Raw genomic sequence first — 6,000 nt, forward strand, 5'->3', positions numbered from 1 at the left:
TATGTAACAAAATATACATTATTTTAAGGAAAAGGAGATAATATGTACGCTGACGAAAACGTAATCAAAATCAAACATGCAGTTTTGCTTGAGGTCGCAAAGGCTGCATTTGCAGGTAACCTCGATGAGATCAGAGATGACATCCCATTTACATTGATTCCGGGACCGACACCTCAGTTCCGTTGCTGTATCTACAAGGAGAGAGAGATCATCCGTCAACGTGTCAGACTCGCAGAGGGTAAAGCACCAAGCATAAACGATGATGGTAATATCATCCAGGTAATCAGCTCAGCATGTGAGGATTGTCCGATTTCAAGCTACACAGTTACTGAGAACTGTCAGAACTGTCTCGGCAAGGCTTGTATCAATGCCTGTAAGTTCGGAGCAATCGAGGCAGGACGTCTCCGCTCACATATCGACCCACAGAAGTGTAAGGAGTGTGGACGCTGTGCACAGGCATGTCCTTACAACGCTATCGCTCATTTAAAGAGACCATGTAAGTTCTCTTGCCCTGTAAATGCCATTACATACAACGAGTACGGCATTTCAGTGATTGATGAGAGCAAATGTATCAGATGTGGTAAGTGTATCCACAGCTGTCCATTCGGAGCTATCGGATCAAAGACATACATCGTAGATGTAATCGATGCAATCAAGTCAGAGAACAAGCATGTATACGCTATGGTTGCACCTGCAGCAGAGGGACAGTTTGGCGCAAATATCACTATGAACAGCTGGAAGAAGGCTATGCAGGCAGTTGGCTTCAACGGTTTTGTTGAGGTAGCACTCGGAGGAGATATGACAGCAGCATACGAGGCTGACGAGTGGCTTGAGGCATACGAGGCAGGAGAGAAGAAGGTTACATCATGCTGTCCTGGATTTGTAAATATGGTTAGAAAGCACTATCCTGAGCTTGCTGACAAGATTTCTACAACTGTTTCACCTATGTGTGCAGTTTCAAGAATGATCAAGGCAAAGGATCCTGATGCAGTTACAGTATTCATCGGACCATGTGTTGCCAAGAAGTCAGAGGTACAGGATCAGAAGATAGAGGGCAATGCAGACTATGTACTTACCTTCAGCGAGATTCGTGCTATTATGAAGGCAAAGGGAGTACAGCTTGAGGCTGATGATACATCATATCAGGAGGGCTCAGTATACGGTAAGCGTTTCGCAAACTCAGGCGGAGTTACAGCAGCCGTAATCGAGAGCATGAAGGAAAAAGGCGAGGATGTTGATTGTAAGGTTTGCAAGGCAAACGGAGCAGCAGAGTGTAAGAAGGCACTTCTCCTCATGAAGGCAGGCAAGCTTCCTGAGAACTTCATCGAGGGAATGGCATGTGAGGGCGGCTGCGTAGGCGGACCAAGCTCATACAATGACATGGTGACTACCAAGAAGTTCCGTGATGAGCTCTTAAGCAGAGCAGATGACAGAAAGATTCGTGACAACATCGCCAACTACCATATGGAGACATTTGATATGCACCGTAAGGAGCAGTAATAAAATGATTGTTACAGCATAAGCTTTTTAAATCCCCCGACTTGTTCGGGGGATTTTTGTGATTGCGAATATCTGCAAAAAGATATGTGGTAAGTCATATTGAGAACTGAATAGTAACAAAGATATTAAATAAATTAAGTACATATTACGACTCTATCACGGGTTTTCGGGATAAAGAAACAATTGTAACACAACTGAAATATATGAAGCTAACATTAAGAAATTCTAAAGGAATTTGCAGTAGCAAAAAAGATTGTTTAACGCTATAATAGATATTGCTAGAAATAATACTATCAGGTTTGAGTAATAATATAGAGAGAATAATTATAAAATGCTAAAGAGGATTGGAAAAATGGACAAAAATAAAAAGATGATTATCGGTATACTTACGGCTGCAATAGTTCTGGTGGTGGCGTTTATAGTATATATCGCATGCTTTGACTCACACATTGAGTTCAGCAGCAAGTTTAAAAACGGTATCACTGTTGAGTATGGCAAAAAGTTTGAGGAGCCCAAAATTAAGGCGTATGTCAGAGGCAGGCTTATAAACCGGAAGGGAAAAGAGATAAAATGTACTATAGACAGTAATGTCGATGCGACAAAGACAGGTTCATACGAGATAAAGGTAACTGCTCAATACGGTAAAAAAACTGCGACACAGACCATCAAGGTTGAGGTAAGGGATAAGAAGGATCCGAAGATCGCATTAAATGGCGATGCTGAGATGACTGTAGAGGCAGGCAGCGAGTTCAGTGACCCGGGATATACGGCAACAGACAACTATGATGGGGATCTGACAGACAAGGTATCTGTCACAGGAACTGTCGATACGTCAAAGCCCGGGGATTATGAGATAAAGTACAGTGTCGCAGACTCGTCAAAGAATGAGGGCGAGGTTAAAAGGACTGTGCATGTCACAGATACCACGGCACCACAGATAAAGCTTTCAGGCGATGATTTTATGTCTGTAAAAAAAGGTGATAAGTACAGTGATCCGGGATACACGGCAACAGACAACTGTGACGGAGATATCACAGACAGTGTCAAGGTATCAGGAGATAAGGTAGATAAGGATAAAGCAGGAAAGTATACCGTGACCTATGAGGTTTCAGATTCATCAGGCAATAAGGCTACAGCTACAAGAGTGGTCAGTGTGTATGATCCGGCTGCCACGGCAGACACAGTAAATCCGGGCAACAAGATTATTTATCTGACCTTTGACGATGGCCCGGGAAAGTATACACAGGGGCTTTTAGATTTACTTGATAAATACAACGTAAAGGTTACCTTCTTTGTTACAAATACGCATCCTGACTATCAGAACCTGATAGCAGAGGAGGCAAAGAGAGGACATACAGTGGCTATCCACTCTGCAAGCCATAAATACGACCAGATATATACAAGCGAGCAGGCCTATTTTGATGACCTTGAGCAGATGAACAGCATCATAAAGGCACAGACAGGAAATGATGCGTCAATCATGAGATTCCCGGGTGGTTCATCAAATACTATAAGTAAGGATTATTGTCCGGGCATTATGACACAGCTCGTCAATGATGTGACAGCAAGAGGACTTTTGTACTGTGACTGGAACGTATCGAGCGGAGATGCAAACAGCAAGCCAATCAGTACGGAACAGGTGGTACAGAATGTCATCTCCGGCGTTCAGAGCCACAACGTATCAGTTGTATTGCAGCATGACATAAAGGATTTCAGTGTCAATGCGGTTGAGCAGATCATCCAGTGGGGACAGGCGAACGGTTACACGTTTTTACCACTCACCACAAGCTCACCGATGTCTCATCATCGTGTAAACAACTAAAATCATTCAAATAAAAAAGCGCAAAAAAGAAGAGTTCGAAATGAACTCTTCTTTTTTAATCATGATTCTTATATCTTATTCCCCAATTAACATTTTTGTAACTATCATCTTACCTAAATATATAATAAAGAAAAAGGTACATAGAAACTAGATTGCCTGGGTAGCCAAATTATTTAACTACCTCAACGTTAACTGCCTGTGGACCTTTAGCGCCATCAGTGATATCGAACTCTACTGCTGCACCTTCCGCGAGAGTTTTGAAGCCCTCCATGTTAAGTCCTGAGAAATGTACGAATACATCATTTCCGTCCTCGGCTGTGATGAATCCGTAACCTTTTTGGTTGTTGAACCATTTTACTGTACCTTTGCTCATCGAAAGTACCTCCAAATAATAATAATGCTGCTTACGCAACTAACGTTAGAATAGCATAACAGGTTTAAGATGTAAAGCAATAAAGTCAAAGTTCTTTAAAGTTTATGTCATTATTTGCTAAAAATTTCATTACAAGCTTATCCCATTCACTGTCTAAGGTCTTATCCACTGAAAAAATATTGTAGGATATTCCGGTTGTTAGAGTCAGAAGTTTGTTCTGATACCTGATATTTATGAAAAAACCACTGATATCGGACACGGTGAAAGCAGAGTGCAGACTGCTTAAGGTGTGTTCCATATTTTCGGGTGAAAGCAGAAAGACAAACTTGAATGACGATGGCGTCTGTCTGCCCTTTATCAGGTCGAAGCAGTTTGTGCGAAGCATCCTGAAAGGGAGTATGCCATAGCCTGCTATACCATTTTCTTCAAGCTCTGTGGAGCTGTAAAAGCCCTTTTGCAGATGTCCGTCTATGACGTATGAGGCTGCCTTCGTGATGACGGCCTCCTGAAGCAGGAAGTTGTCAAAGATTTCCGTGCGAAGCAGCTTGTTCATAAAGTCCTTTGTGTCTGTCAGTTCAATTGATATCATAATTTCTCCTCATTTCCCACATTGTATGTGACAGCGAATGATTGTTCTCAATGGTTTTGAATAGTTATCGATTATTATATCATACATCAGATTTGCGGATTATGCCATAAAAATAAAGCCTGTTCAACTGGAATAATTGTAAAGTCCGTGGTAGAATAAGTGCGTTATGCAATGAAAACAGGAGGCAATCCATGAAACAGGAAAAATTATTTGATTTACTTAAAGCGGCAGTTTCACCATGCGAGTGTGTGAAGGCTGCAAAGCAGGAGCTTTTGGAAAACGGATTTGAGGAGATAGATTATACAGGTGACTGGAAGCTTGTGCGCGGTGGCAGGTATGTCTTAAATCACCATGATACGACCATGTTTGCGTTTACTGTAGGAAGCGGCTACAACAAAAAGGATATGGTGCGAATAGCGGCAGCTCATACAGACTATCCATATCTTCGCATAAAGCCAAATCCGGATTTTATGACAAACTCATATGCACAGGTCAATGTAGAGGTGTATGGAGGACCGATTTTAAACACATGGTTTGACAGACCTCTCGGAGTGGCAGGGCGCGTGGCTTTAAAGAGTGAGGATGTGTTCAATCCGCGTATGGTGCTATATAGGTCTAAAAAGCCTGTCATGATTATTCCAAATCTTGCCATCCATATGAACAGGGATGTGAATAAGGGAGTCGAGATAAATAATCAGGTGGATCTGATGCCGGTGCTTGATTCAATCCCGGAGGATGAAAAGACCACGGATTATTTCCTTGGCTTTCTGGCTGGTGAGCTGTCTGTGGAAAAGAGCGACATCATAGACTTCGAGCTCAATACATTTTGCATGGACGAGCCTTGCCTTGTCGGTGTGAATGATACTATGATTTCATCACCGAGAATCGACAACCAGTCATCCTGCAGAGCACTTCTTGATGCCATAGAGGATGGAAACAGAGCTGATGGAATAAACATCATAGCGCTTTTCGACCATGAGGAGATTGGAAGTAACAGTAAGCAGGGCGCGGCCTCTATAATGCTTCACGATATGCTCAGGCGTATTTTAAGAAATATGGACCTTTCAGAAAATGAAATAGATGAGAGCATATATGATGCCATGCTTTTGTCTGTCGATGTGGCTCATGCGCTTCATCCTAATAAAAAGCAAAAGATGGATATCACAAATATGCCTGTCATGGGAAAAGGCTTTTGTATCAAGCAGGCGTGCTCACAGTCGTATGCTACGGATGCACAGGCTATCGCCAGTCTCTGTCAGCTTTGTGATGAAAAGGGCATACCTTACCAGCGCTTTGTGAACCGTTCGGACAGCCGCGGTGGCAGCACACTTGGCTCGATTGCAGGCACGCTTTTACCGGTAAAGACGGTGGATATTGGTATACCTATTCTTGCAATGCACTCAGCCTGTGAGCTTATGGGAGTACGCGACATGAAAGCCTTAAGCGACTGTGTGACAGCCTTTTTCGGGTATTTGGGAAAATAAATACAGAAACCTCTTGCATAAGTTTGGTTTTCGTGTTAATATGACGTAGTAATGAAAACTACTTGTTACGGAATGAAATAACTTTTAAAAAGGTAATTTAAACTTTTATTATCATATAGTGCAGGAGCTTCCTGTATAATTTAAATTGTAAAGGGAGTTGACCAAAGAAAATACCTCAAGTAAATTTAGATTATTACTGACCGGCAAAGTTGGTAAAATCTAAAGAATACAA

The 6,000-nt window shown here is 42.1% G+C and carries 5 protein-coding genes; 3 read left to right on the forward strand and 2 right to left on the reverse strand.

Features of this window, described 5'->3' with window-relative positions:
• Positions 1-42: 42 nt before the first annotated feature.
• Both ACTQ1L_RS14620 and ACTQ1L_RS14625 read left to right on the forward strand, forming a co-directional pair.
• Positions 43-1,500, forward strand: coding sequence for a 4Fe-4S dicluster domain-containing protein (locus ACTQ1L_RS14620; protein ID WP_441367936.1), 1,458 nt, complete (start codon positions 43-45; stop codon positions 1,498-1,500).
• A 352-nt stretch (positions 1,501-1,852) separates the two neighbouring features.
• Positions 1,853-3,322: a polysaccharide deacetylase family protein gene (locus tag ACTQ1L_RS14625; RefSeq protein ID WP_321110292.1), complete on the forward strand. Its 1,470-nt coding sequence runs from the start codon at positions 1,853-1,855 to the stop codon at positions 3,320-3,322.
• 169 nt (positions 3,323-3,491) lie between these two features.
• On the opposite strand, the gene ACTQ1L_RS14630 is transcribed toward ACTQ1L_RS14625, so the two are convergent.
• Positions 3,492-3,695 carry a cold-shock protein gene (locus ACTQ1L_RS14630; RefSeq protein ID WP_441367939.1) on the reverse strand — a complete coding sequence of 68 codons (204 nt, stop codon included), beginning with the start codon at positions 3,693-3,695 and terminating at the stop codon, positions 3,492-3,494.
• An 85-nt stretch (positions 3,696-3,780) separates the two neighbouring features.
• Positions 3,781-4,284, reverse strand: a complete 504-nt coding sequence (locus ACTQ1L_RS14635; RefSeq protein ID WP_321110294.1) for a DUF5721 family protein — start codon at positions 4,282-4,284, stop codon at positions 3,781-3,783.
• Between the two features lie 191 nt (positions 4,285-4,475).
• On the opposite strand from ACTQ1L_RS14635, the gene ACTQ1L_RS14640 reads away from it, so the two are divergent.
• Complete coding sequence (locus ACTQ1L_RS14640) at positions 4,476-5,768, forward strand: M18 family aminopeptidase (protein ID WP_441367940.1); 1,293 nt, start codon at positions 4,476-4,478, stop codon at positions 5,766-5,768.
• The last annotated feature ends 232 nt before the right edge of the window (positions 5,769-6,000 follow it).

This window comes from Agathobacter sp. LCP21S3_B2, assembly GCF_052118705.1.
GTDB lineage: Bacteria > Bacillota > Clostridia > Lachnospirales > Lachnospiraceae > Roseburia.

Excerpts from the sequence above, each read along its gene's own strand:
- ACTQ1L_RS14630 (WP_441367939.1), bottom strand. The coding sequence starts at position 3,695 with ATGAGCAAAGGTACAGTAAAATGGTTCAACAACCAAAAAGGTTACGGA.
- ACTQ1L_RS14625 (WP_321110292.1), top strand. The coding sequence starts at position 1,853 with ATGGACAAAAATAAAAAGATGATTATCGGTATACTTACGGCTGCAATA.
- ACTQ1L_RS14620 (WP_441367936.1), top strand. The coding sequence starts at position 43 with ATGTACGCTGACGAAAACGTAATCAAAATCAAACATGCAGTTTTGCTT.
- ACTQ1L_RS14640 (WP_441367940.1), top strand. The coding sequence starts at position 4,476 with ATGAAACAGGAAAAATTATTTGATTTACTTAAAGCGGCAGTTTCACCA.
- ACTQ1L_RS14635 (WP_321110294.1), bottom strand. The coding sequence starts at position 4,284 with ATGATATCAATTGAACTGACAGACACAAAGGACTTTATGAACAAGCTG.